At 66.2% G+C, this 19462-nt stretch carries 20 protein-coding genes; 7 read left to right on the top strand and 13 right to left on the bottom strand.

The annotated features are described in order from the left end of the window. Positions 1 to 23: 23 nt before the first annotated feature. The 3 genes from AC3ANW_RS19765 to AC3ANW_RS19755 are packed head-to-tail and all read left to right on the top strand — an operon-like array spanning position 24 to position 1971. Positions 24 to 932, top strand: a complete 909-nt coding sequence (locus AC3ANW_RS19765; protein ID WP_488342542.1) for a helix-turn-helix domain-containing protein — start codon at positions 24 to 26, stop codon at positions 930 to 932. Beyond that, complete coding sequence (locus tag AC3ANW_RS19760) at positions 929 to 1621, top strand: orotate phosphoribosyltransferase (protein WP_488342541.1); 693 nt, start codon at positions 929 to 931, stop codon at positions 1619 to 1621. Before AC3ANW_RS19765 ends, AC3ANW_RS19760 begins: the two co-directional genes overlap by 4 nt. Positions 1622 to 1644: 23 nt before the next feature. Further along, positions 1645 to 1971 carry a hypothetical protein gene (locus AC3ANW_RS19755; protein ID WP_488342540.1) on the top strand — a complete coding sequence of 109 codons (327 nt, stop codon included), beginning with the start codon at positions 1645 to 1647 and terminating at the stop codon, positions 1969 to 1971. 8 nt (positions 1972 to 1979) lie between these two features. On the opposite strand, the gene AC3ANW_RS19750 is transcribed toward AC3ANW_RS19755, so the two are convergent. Continuing rightward, complete coding sequence (locus tag AC3ANW_RS19750; RefSeq protein ID WP_488342539.1) at positions 1980 to 2759, bottom strand: molybdate ABC transporter substrate-binding protein; 780 nt, start codon at positions 2757 to 2759, stop codon at positions 1980 to 1982. A gap of 100 nt (positions 2760 to 2859) precedes the next feature. Here AC3ANW_RS19750 and AC3ANW_RS19745 point away from each other — a divergent pair, with 100 nt between their 5' ends. After that, on the top strand, positions 2860 to 4110 hold the full coding sequence (locus tag AC3ANW_RS19745) for an arsenic transporter (RefSeq protein WP_488342538.1): 1251 nt from the start codon (positions 2860 to 2862) through the stop codon (positions 4108 to 4110). Between the two features lie 3 nt (positions 4111 to 4113). Here AC3ANW_RS19745 and AC3ANW_RS19740 read toward each other — a convergent pair whose 3' ends face one another. The 5 genes from AC3ANW_RS19740 to AC3ANW_RS19720 form a co-directional block, all read right to left on the bottom strand. Next, positions 4114 to 4665: a glutathione peroxidase gene (locus AC3ANW_RS19740; protein WP_488342537.1), complete on the bottom strand. Its 552-nt coding sequence runs from the start codon at positions 4663 to 4665 to the stop codon at positions 4114 to 4116. A 94-nt stretch (positions 4666 to 4759) separates the two neighbouring features. Next, positions 4760 to 5011: a hypothetical protein gene (locus AC3ANW_RS19735; protein ID WP_488342536.1), complete on the bottom strand. Its 252-nt coding sequence runs from the start codon at positions 5009 to 5011 to the stop codon at positions 4760 to 4762. Positions 5012 to 5029: 18 nt separating this feature from the next. Then, entirely contained in the window at positions 5030 to 6463 is a 1434-nt protein-coding gene (locus AC3ANW_RS19730; protein ID WP_488342535.1) for an efflux transporter outer membrane subunit, read from the bottom strand. Continuing rightward, positions 6456 to 9641 carry an efflux RND transporter permease subunit gene (locus tag AC3ANW_RS19725; protein WP_488342534.1) on the bottom strand — a complete coding sequence of 1062 codons (3186 nt, stop codon included), beginning with the start codon at positions 9639 to 9641 and terminating at the stop codon, positions 6456 to 6458. The genes AC3ANW_RS19730 and AC3ANW_RS19725 overlap by 8 nt, the downstream gene beginning before the upstream one ends. 52 nt (positions 9642 to 9693) lie before the next feature. Beyond that, on the bottom strand, positions 9694 to 10941 hold the full coding sequence (locus AC3ANW_RS19720; RefSeq protein ID WP_488342533.1) for an efflux RND transporter periplasmic adaptor subunit: 1248 nt from the start codon (positions 10939 to 10941) through the stop codon (positions 9694 to 9696). 289 nt (positions 10942 to 11230) lie between these two features. On the opposite strand from AC3ANW_RS19720, the gene AC3ANW_RS19715 reads away from it, so the two are divergent. Both AC3ANW_RS19715 and rutR read left to right on the top strand, forming a co-directional pair. Further along, on the top strand, positions 11231 to 11686 hold the full coding sequence (locus AC3ANW_RS19715; protein WP_488342532.1) for a hypothetical protein: 456 nt from the start codon (positions 11231 to 11233) through the stop codon (positions 11684 to 11686). 80 nt (positions 11687 to 11766) lie between these two features. Then, on the top strand, positions 11767 to 12435 hold the full coding sequence (rutR, locus tag AC3ANW_RS19710; protein ID WP_488342531.1) for an HTH-type transcriptional regulator RutR: 669 nt from the start codon (positions 11767 to 11769) through the stop codon (positions 12433 to 12435). 191 nt (positions 12436 to 12626) lie between these two features. On the opposite strand, the gene AC3ANW_RS19705 is transcribed toward rutR, so the two are convergent. The 7 genes from AC3ANW_RS19705 to aptA form a co-directional block, all read right to left on the bottom strand. Then, the gene (locus tag AC3ANW_RS19705; protein ID WP_488342530.1) at positions 12627 to 13187 is read right to left on the bottom strand and encodes a hypothetical protein; all 561 of its coding nucleotides are present in this window, start codon (positions 13185 to 13187) and stop codon (positions 12627 to 12629) included. A 120-nt stretch (positions 13188 to 13307) separates the two neighbouring features. Continuing rightward, complete coding sequence (gene rutD / locus AC3ANW_RS19700) at positions 13308 to 14093, bottom strand: pyrimidine utilization protein D (protein ID WP_488342529.1); 786 nt, start codon at positions 14091 to 14093, stop codon at positions 13308 to 13310. Between the two features lie 4 nt (positions 14094 to 14097). After that, positions 14098 to 14490: a pyrimidine utilization protein C gene (gene rutC / locus AC3ANW_RS19695; RefSeq protein ID WP_488342528.1), complete on the bottom strand. Its 393-nt coding sequence runs from the start codon at positions 14488 to 14490 to the stop codon at positions 14098 to 14100. Between the two features lie 28 nt (positions 14491 to 14518). Next, the gene (gene rutB / locus AC3ANW_RS19690) at positions 14519 to 15262 is read right to left on the bottom strand and encodes a pyrimidine utilization protein B (RefSeq protein WP_488342527.1); all 744 of its coding nucleotides are present in this window, start codon (positions 15260 to 15262) and stop codon (positions 14519 to 14521) included. Positions 15263 to 15281: 19 nt separating this feature from the next. Beyond that, positions 15282 to 16394, bottom strand: a complete 1113-nt coding sequence (gene rutA, locus AC3ANW_RS19685; RefSeq protein ID WP_488342526.1) for a pyrimidine utilization protein A — start codon at positions 16392 to 16394, stop codon at positions 15282 to 15284. A 129-nt stretch (positions 16395 to 16523) separates the two neighbouring features. Continuing rightward, entirely contained in the window at positions 16524 to 17045 is a 522-nt protein-coding gene (locus tag AC3ANW_RS19680) for an ureidoglycolate lyase (protein WP_488342525.1), read from the bottom strand. Between the two features lie 6 nt (positions 17046 to 17051). Beyond that, positions 17052 to 18410 (bottom strand): omega-aminotransferase AptA, encoded by a 1359-nt coding sequence (gene aptA / locus AC3ANW_RS19675; protein ID WP_488342524.1) that lies wholly within the window; start codon positions 18408 to 18410, stop codon positions 17052 to 17054. Positions 18411 to 18496: 86 nt separating this feature from the next. On the opposite strand from aptA, the gene AC3ANW_RS19670 reads away from it, so the two are divergent. Continuing rightward, entirely contained in the window at positions 18497 to 19450 is a 954-nt protein-coding gene (locus AC3ANW_RS19670; protein WP_488342523.1) for a LysR family transcriptional regulator, read from the top strand. Positions 19451 to 19462 lie beyond the last annotated feature (12 nt).

Raw genomic sequence — 19462 nt, 5'->3', positions numbered from 1 at the left:
GGTCCCCTATAGTTCCGTTTCCGATGAACGAACCGACATCCTTCACCTCCAGCTTCGACTACCAGGCTCTCGGCGACCGCCTGCGGGCCTACCGCATCGGTGCGTCGCTGCAGGCCGAGGAAGTGGCCGAAAAACTGGGCGTGTCGCGGGCGGTGGTCTACCGCATGGAAAAGGGCGAGATCGTCAAGATCGAAACCCTGGAACGGCTGGCCGTGTTGCTGGGCACCTCGATGGCCTCGCTGCTGGGGGTGGAAGTCGAATACCACGCCACCGTGCTCGGCCTGATGGAACGCATGCGGCAGCTGGAACAGAACTCTGACCGCATCGTGTCGCACTTCGAGCCCATCTCGCTGCTGCTGACCTCGGAACGTTACCTGGGTTATTTGCGGGAGATGCTGATCGAGGCGGGCCCCCGGGTGACCGGAAAGGGCAAGGACGCCGGGCTGGCCGATGTCGAGCAGATGCTGACCATCCTCACCGAACGCAAGGCATTCTTCGAGAAACGCCGGCCGCACATCGTCAGCCTGATCGGCCTGCGTGAACTGGAGCGTTTCGTGCACACCGGCCTGGTGGGCCGGCTCGACCTGCCCGAGGCGCTGCGCGCCGAACGCATCGCCGCCGCCCGCCACGAGGTGGAACGCATCGCGCAGCTGATGGAAGACGAACCCATGGACGTACAGGTCGGCCTGATCGACGACGCCATGCCCGCCGCCACCTTCCAGGTGTTCTCGGGGCCGTCGCATGCGGTGCTGGCGGTCAGCCCCTTCCGTTTCGGCGAGCTGCCCAACATCCGCAACGGCATCGCCACCGTCACCTCGTCGCCGGAGGCGTTACGCATGTACCGCGAGATGATCGACCGGCTCTGGAAACAGGCCTACAAAGGCCGCAGCGGCGCACAGCAGCTGCGAAAACTACTGGAGCGCATGGCATGAACGGACCGACCCCCACCCGCGCCACCGCAGACCGCGTGGCAGGGCTCCTGCTCGACGCGGGCTGCATGGCGGTGCGCAGCGACGAACCCTTTCGCCTGCCTTCGGGCTGGGCCAGCCCGGTCTACATGGACTGCCGGCGGCTGGTGGCCTTCCCGGCCATCCGGCGCGAGATCATCTCGCTGGGCCTGGCGCAGCTGCGTGCGGACGGTGCGTTGAACGGCGTCACCGCCATCGCCGGCGGCGAAACCAGCGGCATCGCCCTGGCCGCCTGGATGGCCGAACAACTCGACCTGCCTTTGCTGGTGGTGCGCAAGAAACCCACCGCCCAGCTGCCGGTCGAAGGTGTGGTCGAGGCTGGTGCGCAGGTGCTGCTGGTGGACGATCTGATGGCCGCCGGCCAGTCGAAGATCAAGTTCCGCCTGGCGTTGTCGCAAACGGGCGCGGTGGTGAGCAACCTGTTCGTGGTGTTCGACTACGGCACCTTCCGCACCGAAACCCAGCTGGCACCGCTGGGCCTGCGTGTCCATTCGCTGTGCCGCTGGGCCGACCTGCTGCCGGCGGCCTCGGCGCGCGGCCTGTTCGACGACCGCTCGCTGGCGGAGGCCCGCCGGTTTTTGCACAATCCGGGGTCCTGGTCGCAGGCCCACGGCGGCATCGCCGGCGGCGGCACCGCTGCACCCATCCGCTGAATTTTCGAGAATCAAGGACAGACATGACTTTCACCGACATCGCCGCACGTTTCGAGCAATCCGGCTCCGGCAGCGACTCCTTCAAGGCCCTGTTCAAGAGCGCCTTCGACCTCATGAAGGAAGACACCACGAACGCGGCGCTGTATTTCCTGATCGGCGTGGCCGCCAAGTCCTATGTGCGGGTGTACGAAGACCAGGCGGTGACCGAGGAGGTGTCCGAGCGCGCCAAGGCCATCCTGGTCGGCTACAACCGCAAGGTGATCGAGGCCTTGGCGGCCGAGCCGGCAAAACGGTTCGAACTGCTCAGCGCCATCTCGTTCGACTACGAATGGCAGGTGGCCGACTTCTGAAGCCGGCTTCAGCGGGCCGGCAGCATTCCTTTCTGTTGCAGCACGGCGGCGGCGGCCTCGCCTGAGAGGCTGTCGAGAAACGCCTGCGCGGCCTGTGGGTGTTCGCTGCTGCGCCCGACCGCGCCCGCGTAGGTCGTGTAGTTCTGCACCGCCTCGGGAATCGGTCCGACCAGTTCGGCGCCCGTTACCGGCAGGATCTCGCTGATCTGGTGCACCGCCAGGTCGGCCTCGCCGGTCACCAGCTTCTCGGCCACGTAACCGCCCTTCACCAGCACCGCCTTGGCGTGCACCGCATCGGCGATGCCCATCTTCCGGAACAGTCCTTCCAGGTAGACGCCGCTGGAGCCGCCGGCCGCCGGGTCGATGTAGGCGACGTTCTTCGCCTGCAGCAGCGCCTGCCGGAATTGTTCGACGCTGCTGATGTCGGGCCGTGCCGCACCCGCCTTCACCGCGACGCCGATGCCCACGCTGGCCAGCGGTTTCACCGTGTCGGCCACTACCTTGCCCTGCGGCCCGTCCACCGCCATTGCCTTCAGTGCCGCCGGTGTCAGCACCACCAGGTCGAAGGCCTCGCCCCCGTCGATACGTTTGGCGAGAGCGCCCGCCGTGTCGTTGGACACGACCACGGTGTGGCCGGTACGGGCCTCGAAACCCGGCACCAGCGCCAGCACGATCTGCTTGAAGGCGCCGCTGGTCAGCACCTTGACGGTGTCCGCCCGGGCACCGGTAGCGAACAGGCCGGCGGTCAGCAGGAGGGTGAAACCGAAACAACGGAGACGAGGGCGCATGGCGAAATCCTGGCGGCTTGTGGTTACAGGCGGGTTCTACCATCCGGGGTCCAATCGCGCCTCACCAGACGTTTCCCTCTGTTTTCTCCCGGTCGTTTCCATGTATCTGAACGCTTCCATCGCGACCCCCCTGATCGCGGCCGTCGCCACCGCCGGCGTCATCCTCAGGCCCGGCCGCATTCCGGAATACGTCTGGGCGCTGACCGGTGCGGTGCTGTTGGTGCTGGCCGGACTGCTGCCGTGGCGCGAGGCGATGGGCGCGGTCGGCAAGGGCACGGACGTCTACTGTTTCCTGGTCGGCATGATGTTGTTGTCCGAACTGGGCCGGCGCGAAGGCCTGTTTGACTGGCTGGCCGGCATCGCGGCACGGCATGCCAACGGCTCCGGTAGCCGGCTGTTCCTCTGGATCTACGGTGCCGGCACGGTGGTCACCGTCTTCATGTCGAACGACGCCACCGCGGTGGTGCTGACACCCGCCGTCTATGCCGCCACGCGCCAGGCGGGCGTGAAACCGCTGCCCTACCTGTTCGCCTGCGCGCTGATCGCCAACGCGGCGAGTTTCGTGCTGCCGATCTCCAACCCGGCCAACCTGGTGGTGTTCGGTTCGCAACTGCCGGCGCTGGGGCCGTGGCTCGAGCGTTTCCTGCTGCCTTCGCTGGCGTCCATCGTGGCGACCTTCCTGGTGCTGCGATGGTTGTTCCGGGCCGAACTGAACGGCGAATCCAGGGCGCCCGAAAAGGCCGTTCCGCTGAGCCGTACCGGCAGATTGGCCGCCGTCGCGGTGGTTCTGATGGCGGCAGTGCTGCTGGTCGCGTCGGCGCGCGACGTGCCGCTGGGCCTGCCGGCGCTGGCCGCCGCGGTGGTCGGCGCCCTGGTCATCCAGATCGCAAAACGTGAGGCGCCGTGGCCGCTGGCCAAGGACATGTCGTGGGGCGTGCTGCCGCTGGTGGCGGGGCTGTTCGTGCTGGTCGAGGGTGTGCAGCGGGCCGGCCTGCTGCAGCCGGCGGCGGCGGCGCTGAAGTCTCTTGCGGATGCATCACCCACGGCGGCAATGTGGGTCGCCGGGCTGATGTCGGCCTTCGGCTGCAATCTGGTCAACAACCTGCCGGCGGGGCTGGCGGCGGGCAGCATCGGCCAGTTCGCCGATGCATCCGCCGAGGTGCGCAGCGCCATCGCCATCGGCATCGACCTGGGGCCCAACCTGTCGGTCACTGGGTCCCTGGCGACCTTGCTGTGGCTGGTCGCCATCCGCCGCGAGGGTGAGGACGTATCGGCCTGGCAGTTTCTGAAGGTGGGTGCGGTGGTGATGCCGGTGGCGCTGGTGGCGGCGCTCGGCGCCTTGATGGTCTGAGGCTCAGGCCGCGGGCTTGGCCAGCTCGGCGTCGATCGCGGCCACCAGGCGGGGATCCTCTGCGGTGACATCCGGCGCGAAACGCGCGACCACTTCGCCGTTGCGGCCGATCAGGAACTTCTCGAAATTCCACAGCACGTCCTGCTTGTTCTGCGGGTCCACGCCGTAGCCCCTGAGCTTCTCGCGCATGGGGCCTTCGCCGATGGCCGCGGGTTGCGCTGCAGTCAGCGCGGCGTACAGCGGATGCTGGTCGGCACCCAGCACCGACAGCTTGCCGAACATCGGGAAATGCACGTCGTAGGTCAGTGAACAGAACTCGGCGATCTCGGCTTCGCTGCCCGGCTCCTGGCCCTTGAAGTTGTTGGCGGGGAAACCCAGCACTTCGAGCCCTGTTTCGCGCCTGGCCCGGTACAGCGACTCCAGGCCGGTGTACTGCGGCGTCAGGCCGCATCTGGAGGCCACGTTGACCACCAGCAGCACCTTGCCGCGATAGGCCTCCAGGCTGGTGGCGGCGCCGTCGATACGGGTCAGGGCAATGTCTTGCAGGGTGGTCATGGTCGGTGTCGGTAATGAAGCATCGGAAGCTTTTCAATATACCGACGGCCGTCCCGCCACGCATGGCGCGGGTCAATGCGCGGACAGCGGGTGTTCAGGGCGAATCCGGCAGCGGGGCGGCCGGCGTGGGCGTGGGCGTGGGCGTGGCGCCGCCGCCCCGACGCGCTTCGAGGCCCTTCTGCGAGACCTCGCGGCGTCGGTGCTCGTCCATCATGGCGAAGCCACGTTTGGTGGCGTGCGGCGCGCTGCCGCCCTTGCTCGAAACCGCCTTCAGCTGGCTCCGGTCCATCAGCGCGAATCCGCGCCGTGCCTTCGATGGCGTGGTCTGGGTCTGTGATTCATCCATGCCTTTTCTCCTGGAAGTTCAACGTTCGGTCGGGATGTCGGTGCCGCCACCGAGCGCCTGGTAAAGCGCCACGCTGTCGCCGACCAGCGTGGCGTAGCTCGCCACCCGGGCCGAGCGCGCCTGCAGCCATGCCTGCTGCGCGGCCAGCATCGAAGGCCGCGAGGCATAACCCTGCGCCAGCTGCGACCGGGTGAGGTCGTATCCGGAGCGGGTTGCGGCCACGCTGGCATCGGCCGCCTTCAGTGCGCCCTGGTCGATGGACAGCGCATACAAGGTGTCGGCCACGTTCTGGAAAGCCGTCAGCACCGCGCCGCGGTATTGCGCGGCGGCGGCATCGAACTGGGCTTCGGCTGCCCGTTGCCGCGCCTTCAGGGTGCCGCCGTCGAAGATCGGCGCCAGCAGGCCGCCGCCGATGGACCAGACCGGGTTGCCGGCCGAGAACATGCGGCTGAAGTCGGTCGCGCCGCCGCCCAGCGAAGCACTCAGGTTCAGTTGCGGAAACCGTGCCGCCCTGGCGATGCCGATGGCGGCGCTGGCAGCGTGCAGGTCGCTTTCGGCCTGGCGCACATCCGGTCGGCGTGCCACCAGGTCAGATGGCACGGCCAGCGGCAGCGGCGGCGGGTTGATGTCGGCCAGCTGCAGCGCGGGCAGGGCGGCGTCGGGTGTGCGGCCCATCAGCACCGCCATCAGGTTGCGGGTCTGTTCCAGCTGTTTCTGCAGCGGCGGCAGCGATTGCTGCGCCTGGCTCAGCAGGTTTTCCTGCGTGGCCACGTCCAGCCCGCTGGCATAACCCGAGCGCTGCAGGTTGCGCATCACCCGCAGCTGTTCCTGCATGGTGTCGACCGCCTGGCCGGTCAGGTCCACCTGCTCGGCCAGCATGGCGGTCTGCAGGGCCGCACCGACCAGATTGCTGGCCAGGGTCAGGCGGGCGCCTTCCAGCTGCCAGCGCATGCTGTCGGCGCTGGCCTGGGCCTGTTCGACCTGGCGGCGCACACCGCCGAACAGGTCGGGTGTGTAGCCCACGCTGAGCTGGGCCGTGTGGTAGTTGAAGACCGTGTCGCCCGAATTCAGCGGCGACTGCTGGCTCTGGCCGGTGTTCTGCCGCACCACGTTGTAGCCCGCCTGAACCTGGGGCGCGAACAGGCCGCGCTGGGCAGCCACGTTTTCCTGTGCGGCACGCAGCGTGGCGCGGGCCGCCGCCACGGTCGGGCTGTTGGCCAGGCCTTCGGCGACCATCGTGTCGAGCTGTGGCGAGCCGAACACATGCCACCAGTCGGCGGCCACCGGGCCGGCCTGCTGGGTCAGCGGCAGGGCGTCGCGGGTCAGCGAAACGGGCGTGGGCGACACCGGTTTCACATAGTCGGGGCCGACGGCGGCGCAGCCGGCCAGCATCAGGCCGCAGGCGAGGGCGCAGGCACTGGCGGCCCGCTTCAGGAACAGGACATCAGACACGTTTGCCTCCCAGGCCGATACGGCGAGCGGATGGTTTCAGGCGGCGCAGCACCATCAGGCGCAGCGCGGGCAATACCAGCAGCAGGAACAGCGGGCCGATCAGCATGCCGCCCACCACCACGGTCGCCAGGGGCCGCTGGACCTCGCTGCCGATGGCATGCGAAAGGGCGGCCGGGAACAGCCCGATGCAGGCCGACAGCGCGGTCATCAGCAGCGGCCGCATGCGGCTTTCGTAGGCTTCGGTCACCGCCTGAAGATCGTCGCGGCCGGCGGCCTTCAGTTCCTTGAAGGTGCTCAGGATCAGGATGCCGTCCATCACCGAAACCCCCAGCAGCGAGATGAATCCGATGATGGCCGACACACTCAGCACCTGGCCTGTGAGGTACAGCGCCATGATCCCGCCCATCACCGTGAAGGGCACGGCCGCCAGCGTCAGCAGGCTGTAGGTGACGTTGCCGAACAGGGCATACAGCAGCACCAGGATCAGCGCCATGGCCAGCGGGATGGCGATCGACATGCGGGCCTTGGCCTGCTGCAGGTTCTCGAACTCGCCGGCGTAGACGATGCGGTAGCCCTCCGGCAGCGGCACCTTCTGCGCCACCCGCTTCTGCACTTCGGCCACGGTGCTGCCCAGGTCGCGGCCGCGCGCGCTGAACTTGATGGGTATGTAGCGTTCGTTGCTCTCGCGGTAGATGTAGGTCGCGCCGGTGTCCACGCTGATGGTGGCCACGTCCGACAGCGGAATGAAGGCGGTGCCGCCGCCGCTGGTGGTGTAGCCGATGCGCAGGGCCTTCACCGCGTCCATGCTGGAGCGCTGGCTGGCGGGGAACCGCACCGTCAGCCCGACCTGCCGTGTGCCTTCCAGCACCGTGGTGGCGCTGGTGCCGCCGAGGGCTGCCTGGATGGTGGCGGTCACGTCGCCGGTGTTGAGTCCGTAGCGGGCGGCGCGGGCGCGGTCCACATGGATGTTCATGTTGGGCTGGCCCAGCGTGTGGAAGATGCCCAGGTCGGCCACGCCTTCCACCTGGTTCATGGTTTCCATCACCTGGTCTGCCAGCTTTTCCAGCGTGGGCAGGTCGGTGCCGATGATCTTCACCGAGTTGGCGCCCTTCACCCCCGACAGGCCTTCCTGCACGTTGTCCTGGATGTACTGCGAGAAGTTGAAACCCACGCCCGGGAACTCATGGTCGAACTTGCCCTGCAGCTCGGCCACCATGCGCTCCTTGGTCATGCCGGGACGCCATTTCTCGAAGGGCGCCAGCGGTGCGAAAAGCTCCACGTTGTTGAAACCCGCCGCATCGCTCCCGTCGTCCGGCCGGCCGTGCTGCGACACGATGGTCAGCACTTCCGGATATTCCTTGATGAGCTGGCGCATGCGGTTGACCTGTGCGGTGCCGGCTTCAAGCGAGATGGTCGGCGGCATCGAGGCGCGGATCCACAGGTTGCCTTCTTCCAGGGCCGGCAGGAACTCGCTGCCCAGCCGGGTCGCCATGAAACCGCTGGCGGCCAGGGCCAGCAGGCCGATCGTCAGGGTGAGGCGCGCGTTGGCCAGGCTCCAGTGCAGGGCCGGGCGATACACATGTTCGATGGCCCGCACGAAGATGGTTTCTTTCTCTTCGATCTTCCGCGGCAGCAGGTAGCTGGCGAGCACCGGCGTAATGGTGAAGGTAGCCAGCAGAGCACCGGCCAGGGCGTAACCGTAGGTGCGCGCCATCGGCCCGAAAATCTGCCCTTCGACACCCTGCATGGTGAACAGCGGCGTGAAGGCGGCGATGGTGATGCAGGTGGAGAACAGCACCGAGCTGTCGACCTGCGTGGCGCTGAGATAGATCATCCGCAGGCGTTTGGTCCAGCCCAGCTTCGGCGTCAGCGCCGAGCCGTGCTGGCTGCGGGCCATGGCGCGCAGCAGCAGGGCCTTTTCGGGCGTGCCGCGCTGGAAGTTGCGGAACACGTTCTCGACCAGGATCACCGCCGAGTCCACGATGATCCCGAAATCGACCGCGCCCAGCGACAGCAGGTTGGCCGACTCGTTGGTCAGCACCAGGATCATGATGCTGAAGAACAGCGCGAAAGGAATGTTGACGCTGACGATCACCGCGCTGCGCAGGTCGCCCAGAAAGATCCACTGGATCAGGAACACCAGCAGGCAGCCGAAGACCAGGTTGTGCAGCACGGTGTGGGTGGTGACGTTCACCAGCACCGAGCGGTCGTAGTACGGGGCCAGCTGTACGCCGGCCGGCAGGCTGTGGTCCGAATTGATCTTCTTCACGGCTTCTTCCAGCCGGCCGATCACGTCCTTGGTGTGCAGCGTGCGGTTCATGATCACCACACCGGTCACCACGTCGTTCTCGCCGTCGCGGCCGGCCTCGCCCAGGCGCGGCACGGTGCCCTCGACGATCCTCGCAACGTCCTTCACCTGCACCGGCAGTCCGTTCTGCTGGGTGATCACCACGTTGCCGATGTCGGCCAGGTTCTCGACCAGGCCCAGGCCGCGGATGTTCACCGACTGGTCGCCCAGGCTCACCGAGCGGCCGCCCACGTTGAGGTTGGCGTTGCCGATGGCCGCGATCACCTGCTGCAGCGTGATGCCGCGCGACTCCAGCAGTTTCGGGTCCGGCTCGACGTGGTATTCCTTGGTGGTGCCGCCCCAGGTCACCACCTGCACCACACCGGGCACCGTCAGCAGCCGGCGCTGGATCACCCAGTCCTGCAGCGAACGCAGCTCGGTCAGCCCCATGCCGGCCGGACCCTTGACCTGGTAACGCAGGATTTCGCCGACCAGGCTGGACGCCTGGATCTGCGGCTCCACGCCGCCCGGCAGGTTGACGTTGGCCTGCAGGTTGTTGGCCACCTGGGTCAGGGCGAAGTAGTAGTCGGTGTCGTACTTGAATGTCAGCCGCACGAAAGCCAGGCCGTAGAACGAGGTCGAGCGGATGTTGTCCACGCCGGGTGTGGTCGCCAGGCCGACTTCCATCGGCCGGGTGTAGTAACGCTCGATCTCCTCCGCCGACAGGCCCGGGGCCTGGGCGGTGATTTCCAGGATCACCGGCGCCGGGTTGGGATAGGCCTCGACGTTGAGCTTGAGGAAGGCGAAGACGCCGGCGGCCATGAAGGCCAGCAGGCACAGCAGGGTGACGGGCCGGCGCGAAAGCACCATGGCCAGAAGGGAACGAAACACGGGCGGCTCCTGAGAAGTTCGGGCGAACGCTGGAAAAGATCGGGCCGGAGCCTTATTCCGCGTCGGTCTCGTAGAGGTTGCTCAGGAACAGCGCATTGCGCCGGGCCACCTTGTCGTCCGGCGCAAGGCCCGAACTGATCTGCACCTGGCCGTCGTCGCTGCGGCCGACGGTGACGTTGCGGCGGCGCAGCAGCATGCCCAGCTTGTCCTGGCCGGCCGCCACCCAGACCACGCTGGCACCCGAGGGCTCGCGCACCACGGCGGTGGCCGGCACGGCGGTGCCCTCGGTCGGTGCCGACAGCGCGATGCTGAAATCGGCCAGCATCTGCGGCCGCAGCACATGCTGCGGGTCGGCCACGTCGGCGCGCACGGCGATGCGGTGGGTGTTGGCGTCCACCGCGTCACCCAGGTACGAGATGCGCCCGCTGAAGGTCTTGCCCGGCCAGGCCTGCACCCGCACACTGACTTGCTGGCCTATGCGGTACAGCGAAAAATCCGACTCGGGCACGCTGGCCACCATCCACAGGGAACGCAGGTCCGACACGGTGACCGGCGCCGGAGATGCGGCCGGCTGGGTCAGCAGTCCGACCTGGGCGGAGCGGGCGGTGACGCGGCCATCGATCGGGCTCTTCACCGGCATCTCCACATCGATGGCCTTGTCGCGTTCGATCCGGGCGATGTCGGCCTCGGCCAGGCCGAACAGCTGCAGCGTCTTGCGCGCCGCACGGTAGGCGGCGTCGGCGGCCTGCTGGTCCGACTGGTTCTGTTGAAACTCCTTCTGCGGGATGCTGCTGTCCTGCGCCAGCGCCTGGGCGCGCCTGAGGGTGTCATTGGCGGTGCGCAGCGTGCCGGACGTGGCGATCAGCGTCGACGCGGCCTGGGCGATGTCGGGTACGTCGACCGTGTACAGGGTCTGGCCTGCCTTCACGTCGTCGCCGGCCTTCACCAGCACGCGGGCGATGCGGCCGGCGTAGGCGGTCGACACGGCCACCGTACGGTCCTGGTTGAAGTCGATGTTGCCGATGGCCTGCTGCAGGTCGGCGAAAGAACGCTGGCCGGCCGGGCCGATGTCCAGCGCTGCCATCTGGCCGGCCGCCACTCGCACCGTTTCGGCGGCGACCTTGCCGGCATGCGAGGCTTCCGGCGTTTCGACATCGGGCATGTTTTCGGCGTGGGGTTTGCCCGACATGGCGTAGACCGCGGCCAGCGCCGCCACTGCGACGGCACCGGCCACCCACCAGCCGTGGCGGCGCAGGTCGAACGATGAACTGCCGTGATTGTTGCGGGTGCTGCTGCTCATTTTTTTGCCTCGGATCCGAACGGTGCGGCCTCCGGTAGAGGCCTGTCTGCGGGCGAGTTTTGGCGGCCCATGCTTGTGGTTTGCTTAACGGAGGCAGAGCCCTGCAACCTGCGAATGGCATTCAGGTCTCGGTCAGCAAAGCCCGGCTATGGCTCTGCGGACCTTCAAGATTCAGGCTGGCGGCCGGCAGCGCCATTGCCTGACAACCGGCCGCCCCGATGCCGGCCAGAATCGTCCGCACACCAGCCGAATGCGACAGTCGCATCGGGGTTCAATGAAACTTGAAAACATGAAAAAACTGCAGCAAGTCCTCATCGGTGCCGGTCTGGCACTCACCGCTTCCATGACCTTCGCCCAGACCGCCGCGGTCCCGCCCGCAGGCACCACCGCCAGCGGCGACAACCGTCCCGCACCGACCATCCTGCTGGTGCCGGTCGAGATCCAGAACAAGGCGCTCGAAGCGGGCTGCTGGGCCCAGTTCTACGGTGCCAAGGACTTCAAGGGCGACATGCTGACGCTGGTCGGCCCGACCCAGCTGGACAGCCTGGACAAGGGCACTGCCAAACAACTCAAGCGCGACATCGACAGCATCGTCACCGGTCCCAACACCAAGCTGACGGTGTATGAACATCGCCTGTTCAAGGACCGCTCGGTCGAGTTCGGTGCCAACAGCCGCGAAGGCAGCCTGCGCAAGAAGCTGGGCTTCGGCGGCCGCATCGAATCGATCCAGGTCAACTGCTCGTAAGCAGACCATCGGGTCCCGGAAGGGACCGAAAAACGTCCTCGCACGGTAGAGTCCAGCACTCTGTCGCCGAGGATTTTTTCGTGGAAGAAAGCAGTCAAGCCCCCACCGGGAAATCGGTCCCGAAGCCGCCCGCCCGCCGCCGGCAGCAGCAGTTCGCGGACAAGCGCAAGTCCATCCTGGATGCCGCCCTGGCGCTGTTTTCACAGAAGGGCGTGCACGGCGCCAGCGTGGACCAGATCGCTGCGCTGGCCGAGGTGTCCAAGGGCAACCTGCTGTATTACTTCGAGAGCAAGGAAGTGCTCTACCTCTCGGTGCTGCGGCAGTTGCTGGCCTTGTGGCTGGAGCCGTTGCGCACCTTCAGTGCATCGCAGGATCCGGCAGAAGCCATCGGTGCCTATATCCGCCGCAAGCTGGAGGCGTCGCGCGACGATCCTCAGGCGTCGCGCCTGTTCTGTCTGGAGCTGGTCCAGGGCGCTCCGCTTTTCGGCCAGGAGCTGGCGCTTGAGCTGCGTGACCTGGTCGAGCGCAAGGCCGGCGTCATCCGCGCATGGATCGCCGACGGCAGGCTGAGCCCGGTGGAGCCATACCACCTGATCTTCACCCTTTGGTCGATCACCCAGCATTACGCCGATTTCGCGGTGCAGGTCGAGGCTCTGACCGGCCGCACGCTGGCCGATCCGGTTTTCTTCGAGGAGACGGTGGCCAACGTGCAGCGGATCGTGTTGTCAGGGGTTCTGCCGCGGGCCTGACACGATCGGCCGCGTCAGCTGTTGCAGCAGCTCGCCAGCCACCGTGAAAGCACCTTGCAGGCGCCGAGGAAGGACGCGATCCGTATTGCCAGGAATGGCAGCCGACGCGAATGCATTACCTGGTTCGAGGAAAAAAAACGGCTTTGATGGTCACATGAGGAAATGCATTCACGGCGTCGCAAAGCCGCGCCTTATGACGGCCAGCACTTCCAGCTGTCCTCGTCTTCCTTGTCTTTCCTTGCCTTCAACTCTGAACAGAGGACCAACGAATATCGGGTGTCGGTGTGGCCGCGCAGTCCCGCTTTGCCCGGGCCGGTTGCCGCGACCAATTCTTCCAGCACACACATGCGCCCACGCGCATGAGGGCCTGCGGGGATTTCAGTGGTTGTCGTCGTCGCTGTCGTCGTCGTCGTGGGCGGCTCTGTCGGTTTGGCGGGCAGGGCTTTGTCGGGGCAAGGCGTCGGTCGCCAATTCTTCTGGGAGTAGAACCCGAATTTATGAAAAGAATCGGCCCACTCGTAGCAGGTCCTTTCTCCGTTGAAAATATCTTCGACCAACTCGCCGGTCTGATGTTCGCCAATGTCGTTCAAATCCTGCCGCGTGCCTGATCTTTCGATCCTGTTCAATCTGCCGAGCACGTCGTCATATGCGTGGTCGTATTTTGATTTTTCCGCTGTCGGATCGTTTTTGCCATTAACCTGAAGCGGCAGGGCCGGAACGGCATATTGCAATGGCTGCAGGGGGTTACTCATGGGGATCGGGTACATCTCGTTTACTTCTTCCTGTAGTGAGCCGGTATGGTCTACGTAGACGGCCGGACACAGGAACAAAAGCGGGTGATTTGTAGCCGATTCACGAAGTCGAAATGCCTGTCAGCTGTTTTTCAGAAAATCCAGCAGGGTTTTATTGAAGGCGGCTGGCTGGGTAATATTATGTGCGTGGCCGCCGTGCGGTAATAAATCCAGCACCGCCGCCGGCAGTTTTTCGGCCAGCCGGGTCGACATGGTCCAGGGCACCAGCAGGTCGTCCATCGACGCGCTCACCAGCACCGGCACCTTGATTTCCGCCAGGCGCGCAGATACGTCGAAGGCCCGCAGCGCCGCGATGCGGGCCCGCATGTTGGATTCGCCCGGGAAATGCGCAATCGAATGCTCGACCTCGGCCACCACCAGTCCGGCGTTTTCCAGCGACCAGGCGGCCGGATACAGGAACAGCGGCTGTGCCTCGACATAAGCCCGCACGCCCACCGCGCCGAGCAAGGCCAGCCGGGCATCGAAACAGCGTGCCGAATGGACATTGGGTTCGGCCCAGGCGTTGATCAGCGTCAGGCTCCTGATGCGGGCCGGCGCATCCAGCGCCAGCTGCAGGCCCACCAGTCCACCGAGCGCATGTCCGACCAGGTGCGCGCTGGCAGTGCCGCTTTTTTCCATCACCTCCAGCACGTCGTCGGCCATGTCCGAGATGGAATACGGATCCGCCAGTTCGGCCGGACTGCGGCCGGTCCCCCGCTGGTCGTAGGCCACTACACGCCAGCCGGCCGCGACCAACGCGGCGGTCTGGGGTTTCCAGTAGTTGGCAGACCCGCCCAGGCCGGAGGACAACAACACGCCGGGCGCTCCGGGAGCGCCTTCACCCAGGACTTCGAAGAACATTGCCATTCGATCAGCCTGCCTTGCCGACGTGGGCGATGGAAGCGATCTCGACCAGCGCATCGGGTTTCACCAGGCCGCACTGGATGCAGTAACGAGCAGGTTTCACGCCCGGGAAGAACTCGGCATACACCGCGTTGACCTTGGCGTAGTCGGCCCAGTCCTTGATCATGATCATGTTGAACGTGACGTCGTCCATCGTGCCGCCGGCGGTCTCGATCACGCTCTGGATGGTGGTCAGCACATGGCGGGTCTGCAGCGTGGCATCGCCCACGTGGACCACGTTGTTGTCCTTGTCGAAGGGCAGGGTGCCGGACACATAGACCACGCCGTCGGCCATGGTGCCGGGCACGAAAGGCGCGATGGGGGTGGTGGTTCCGGGCGGGATGATGGCTTGTTTGGGCATGGGTGTTCTAGGGGCAGGTTGGGTTGCGTCAGGCCGCGATGGCGGCGCAGAAATCGTCGACCGTCGAGACCCAGCCGAAGAAGGTCTCCACGTTGTAGACCGTGGCCTGCTGGATCGGTCCGCCGCCCAGTTCGTGGGTGGCGTCTTCCAGCATCACCGAGAAATATTCGAGGTGGAAGGCGTCGCGCAGGGTCGACTCCACACACACGTTGGTGGCGATGCCGGTGAACATCAGGTTGCGGATGCCGTGGGTACGCAGGGTGCTGTCGAGCGTGCTGTTGAAGAAGCCGCTGTAGCGGGTCTTGGGCACCACGATGTCGCCCGGCAGCGGCTCGACCGCGTCGACCAGCTCGTAGTCCCAGCCACCCTTCGCCAGAAACTTGCCGGCCAGTTCGGGCTTCTTTCTCATGGTCTTCAGCGCGTTGGACTTGTACCAGTTGGGCGATCCCGGGCCGCCGGCTTCCACGTAGGCGGCGTCCCAGCCGTTCTGCAGGAACACCACCAGCACGCCGGCCGCACGGGCCGCCTCGATGGCTTTCACCACGCTGGCGATCACGCCCCGGGCGCCCGAGATGTCGAAACCCGCCGAGTCCACGTAACCGCCTTCGGTGGCATAGGCGTTCTGCATGTCGACCACGATCAGCGCGGTCTGTCCGGGCTGGAAGGCCACCGGCTCCGGGCGGGCGGAAATCACCCGCGGCGCAGGCGCGCCGGACGGTTGCGGCGCCCCGACCGGGACGGTGGAGGTGATGGTGCGGTTCTTTTCGGTCATGTGGAGAAGGTTGCAAGGTTCAGGCCGCCTGGGCTTCGGCGAACGCGACCGACGGCACGGGTGTGTCGGCGTCGGCACGGCTCTTCATCAGCGGCTGGATACGTTCGCCGAAAGCCTTCACGCCTTCCACGAAGTCGTCGAAGGTCAGCAGCACGCCCTCGGTGCCTTCGACCTCTGCCACCTCGTCGAGCATGCGGGCCACGTCGGCATAGGAGCCGATGAGGGTGCCCATGTTGATGTTGACCGCCGAGGTGGGGTCGGCCATCTGGCGCACGTTGGTGTCGGCGCCCGATTTGGTGTCGACGGCCGCCTGCCCGCCGAGCCAGGCGATGGCCTCGTGGTCGGCGCCGGCCCGGTAGTGGTCCCACCGGGCGCGGGCGGCTTCCGCGGTCTCTCCGGCGATGACCATCATCAGCACGTAGGTCGAGACGTTGCGGCCGGTCTTTGCCGCTGCGGCGATCAGTTTGTCGGCCGACGGCTTGAACGCCCTGGGTGTGTTGACGCCTTTGCCGAAGCAGAAGTTGTAGTCGGCGTATCGGGCCGAGAACTCCATGCCGGCATCGCTGGCGCCGGCGCAGATCACCTTCATGTCGGCCTGCGGCTGCGGGCTGAGCCGGCAGTCGTCCATCTGGAAATGGTCGCCCTTGAAGTCGGACTGTCCCTTGCCCCACAGGTCACGCAGCACCTGGATGTATTCGGACAGGTATTCGTAGCGGGTGGCGAAGAACTCGTCGCCGGGCCACAGGCCCATCTGCGAATACTCCGGCCTCTGCCAGCCGGTGACCAGGTTCACGCCGAAACGCCCGCCCGATATCGAGTCGATGGTGGCCGACATGCGGGCCACGATGGCCGGCGGCATCACCAGCGAAGCCGCCGTGGCGAACAGCTTGATCCTGGTGGTGACGGCGGCCAGGCCGGCCATCAGGGTGAAGGACTCGAGGTTGTGGTCCCAGAACTCGGTCTTGCCGCCGAAGCCCCGCAACTTGATCATCGACAGCACGAAGTCCATGCCGTAGTGCTCGGCGGACAGGGTGATCTGCTTGTTCAGCGCAAACGTCGGTTTGTACTGGGGCGCGTTCTCGGACAACAACCAGCCGTTGTTGCCGATGGGGATGAAGACTCCGACTTTCATGAGGACCTCCTGGTCCCCGAGCTACGCATTTCGTGTGCCAGCCATTTTTTGACCAAATGGTCCAAGTCGGTTCGCCGGGTGGCGCGAATTCCCGCTGCTGGTGCGGTCGGGTTCCCGTCGCTGGTGCGTTCAGCCGGGCAGGTCGATGCGGCAGGCGTTGTCGTCGCCCAGTTCGAAGACATCGCAGTTGGGGCCGCTGCCGATGCGGTCGACCACCACGAAGCTTTGCTGCCCACCCACGGCGATCAGCACGTGGTGCCACACGCCGCGCGCGTAGTTCACGCCCTGCCGGCCGTCGGTGACGAAACCCCGGAGCGTGTCGCGTGTGGGTTCGGCGCCGGCCGGTGCCACCACCAACACGAAGGGGCGGTCGTCCAGCGGCACGAAGGCCTGGCTGGACAGCGGATGGCGCTCCAGTGCGCTCACCGCCATGGGCATGGCGTAGGGCTGCGCCACGAAGAGGCTGATGCCGGGCGCACCGCCACCTTCGAGCGTGTCGACCTTAACCAGGTCGTGGAAACGCTGCACCATGCCGCCGTTGATCGGGAAGTGGTGCCGCCCGTCGGTCTCGATCACGTCACCGAAAGGCGCGAAGGCTTCCGCCGTCAGGGGTGCCAATGGCAGATGCGGCAGCAGCGGAAGTTCGGCCATGGGCGGTCAGGCCGTCTCGGCCAGCGCGTCGCCGAGGGCGTTGACCATGCGGTCGATCTCGGCCTTTTCGGAAATGAAGGGCGGCGCCAGCTGGATCGTGTCGCCGCCGTAACGCACATAGAAGCCCTTCTTCCAGCAGTTCATCGCGATCTCGTAGGGCCGGCGTGCCGGCTCACCGGGCAGTGCGGCGATGGTGATGCCGGCGGCCAGGCCGAAGTTCCGGATGTCGGTCACGTGTTTCAGGCCTTTCAGGCTGTGCACCGCATTTTCGAAATGCGGCGACAGCGCCTGCACCCGGCCCACCATGTCTTCGTCCTGCAGCACCTGCAGGGCGGCGATGCCGGCGGCGCATGCGACCGGGTGGGCGCTGTAGGTGTAGCCGTGGGGGAATTCGAGCATGTAGTCGGGACCGCCGACCGACATGAAGGTGTCGTAGATCTCCTTGCTGGCGACCACCGCGCCCAGCGGCTGCGCGCCGTTGGTCACCTGCTTGGCGATGTTCATGATGTCGGGTGTCACGCCGAAGGCATCGGCCCCGGTCATCGCGCCCATGCGGCCGAAACCGGTGATCACCTCGTCGAAGATCAGCAGGATGTTGTGCGCGGTGCAGATGTCGCGCAGGCGTTTGAGGTAACCCTTGGGCGGCACCACCACGCCGGCCGAACCGGACATGGGTTCGACGATCACCGCCGCGATGTTCGAAGCGTCATGCAGGGTGATGAGGTCGAGCAGGCGGTCGGCCAGGTCGGCGCCGGCCTCGGGCTGGCCGCGGCTGAAATTGTTGGCCGCCAGCTGGGTGTGGGGCAGGTGGTCGGCTTCCAGCGTCTGGCCGAAAAGCTTGCGGTTGGCGCCGATGCCGCCTACCGAAATGCCGCCGAAATTGACGCCGTGGTAACCCTTCTCGCGGCCGATCAGCCGGGTCTTGCCGGCCATGCCCTTGGCACGCCAATAGGCGCGCGCCATCTTCAGCGAGGTGTCGGCGGCTTCGGACCCCGAGTCGGTGAAGAACACATAGTCCAGGCCGGCGGGCGTGAGTTCCTTGATCCTGTTGGCCAGCTCGAAGGAGAGCGGATGGCCAAACTGGAAGGCCGGCGAATAGTCCAGCGTGTGGATCTGCCGGCTGACCGCGGCGGTGATCTCCGGCCGGCCGTGGCCCAGGCCCGAACACCACAGGCCCGACAGGCCGTCGAAGATCTTGCGGCCTTCGTGGTCGGTGAAATAAGCGCCTTTCGCCTCGACGATCAACCGCGGGTCGGCCTTGAACTGGCGGTTGCCGGTGTAGGGCATCCAGTGCGCATCCAGCCACGCGGCGTCGGTGCGTACCGTGGAGGTGCTCGGCGCGATGTCGGGCGTGGTGTGCGGCATGGTGGCTCCCATCAAAAGATCCTGGAATTGTTCTCGCCGCCGTCAGTGTGGAGAATGGCGCAATCTCCATCTTCACTTGGCAATCCATGCAAGTAAACAGAGCGAACAACACCCGCAACAAGGCGGTGCTGGGCCAGCTCAGCGACATGGACCTGCGCCTGCTGAAGGTCTTCCGTTGCGTGGTCGACTGCGGCGGCATGGCAGCAGCCGAGCTGGAACTGAACATCGGCACATCGACCATCAGCCGCCATGTGAAGGACCTGGAAACCCGCCTCGGCCTGACCCTGTGCCGGCGCGGCCGGGCCGGTTTTGCGCTGACCGCCGACGGCCAGCGGGTGTACGACGAAACCCTGCGCCTGCTGGCATCGGTCGACGCCTTCCGCGGCAGCATCGACGACATCCACCAGCGAATGGGCGGCACGCTCGAACTGGCGCTGTTCGACAAGACGGCGACCAATCCTGCGGCCCGCATCGGCGAGGCCATCGCGCTGTTCACCGAACGGGCGCCCGAGGTGGCGCTGTCGGTGCATGTGGGGTCGATCAACGCGATCGAGCAGGGCGTGCTCGAAGGCAGCTACCAGGTCGGCATCATCCCGGCGCACCGGGCCTCCAGGAGCCTGCTTTATGCCGACCTGTTCGACGAAACCATGCTGCTGTATTGCGGCGCCCGGCATCCGCTGTTCGGTGCCGAAGGCGCCAAGCTGACCTGGGCCAGGCTGGCCGAGCATCGTTTCGCCGGCCTGGGTTACCACTCGCCGAACATGGAACTGAGTCACCGTGCCAGGCTGGCCCGCGCCGCCACCGGTTTTGACCAGGAGGCCATCGCCACGCTGATCCTGTCGGGGCGTTACCTGGGGTTTCTGCCGGACCACTATGCCCAGGTGTTCGAGCAGCGCGGCCTGATGCGGGCGGTGCAGCCGGAGCGGTTCCACTACCCCTGCAGGTTCGTCAGCCTGCTGCGGCGTTCGCCCAAACCGTCGCGGACGGTGCTGGCGTTTCAGGCCTGCCTCGAAGAGGCGCACCGCGAGCCTGGCGGCTAGCGGTCCGCTGCC

It is taken from the genome of Xylophilus sp. PBN-3R (genome assembly GCF_057747805.1).
This window is presented reverse-complemented; position numbering and strand designations above follow the sequence as displayed.